Here is a 997-nt window from a genome sequence, read left to right as displayed (position 1 = left end):
TGCCTTTAGGGAAGTACTGGCGTAGCAGGCCATTGATGTTTTCGCTGCTGCCGCGCTGCCAAGGGCTGTGCGGGTCGCAGAAGTAGATCGGCAGCCCGGTGGCCTCGGTGATCTTGGTGTGTAGCGCCATCTCGCTGCCTTGGTCCCAGGTCAGGGAACGGCGCAAGATCTCGGGAATCTCGGGGATCTTGACGGTCATCGCGTCGGCGAGGGTGGCGGCGGTGTGATCACCAGGCAGATGCAGCAGCATCACGAACCCGGTGGTGCGCTCCACCAGGGTGCCGATCGCTGACTCGTTGTGGGCGCCAAGGATTATGTCGCCCTCCCAATGGCCGGGGATCGCCCGGTCGTCGGCCTCGGCGGGACGCTCACTAATGTTGACCATGCCGGCCTTGAACCGGTCAGGATTCTCAACTGGTTTGCGGCCCTGAGGTTTTCGTTGAGTCCGTCCAGTTCGCAGCGCCGCTTTGACCTGGCGGGCCAACTCCCCGCGGGGTTGGACGTACATGGCCTGATAAATCGTCTCGTGTGACACCCACATCTCCGGACCGTCGGGGTTCTCTTCACGCAGCCGGCCCGCGATCTGCTCGGGACTATGCCGCTGCTCCAAGCGTTGCAGAACCTCGCCCAGCAGCACAGGGTTGGACTGCAGCTTGCGTGGCTTAGGTCGCGCCCGGTTGGCATCGACCACCGCCTGGCCGGCCCAGGCGCGATACCCCGAGTCGGTGGTTCCTCGGACGACTTCTCGATAAATCGTCGATCGATCCCGCTTGAGCAGGTCCGCCGCTTTGGCCTTGCGATATCCAGCTAAGAGCAGTTCTTCAAGCCGACAGCGTTCGATAAACGTCATCGTCGCCGGCCGCGGCACCGGCTCAGGCTGGGATTCAAGATGTCCGGGAAAAGGGGTTCTAGGCACATACCCAGCCTGTTCGACCCAGCGCCGACCACGGTGTTCCGACACGCCTGCAACCACTGCGGCATCAGTCGGCCTCATCCC

Annotated in this window: 1 protein-coding gene; it reads right to left on the bottom strand. The window is 63.2% G+C overall.

The genetic code is table 11. The features are described from left to right. Positions 1 to 868: IS30 family transposase (locus tag AC5Y5W_RS24940; protein ID WP_500014146.1), on the bottom strand; the 868-nt coding region annotated here is incomplete at its 3' end. Positions 869 to 997 lie beyond the last annotated feature (129 nt).

Source organism: Mycobacterium sp. NGS51 (assembly GCF_059812525.1).
Note: the sequence above shows the minus strand (reverse complement) of the source record. Positions and strands in the feature narration are given on the sequence as shown.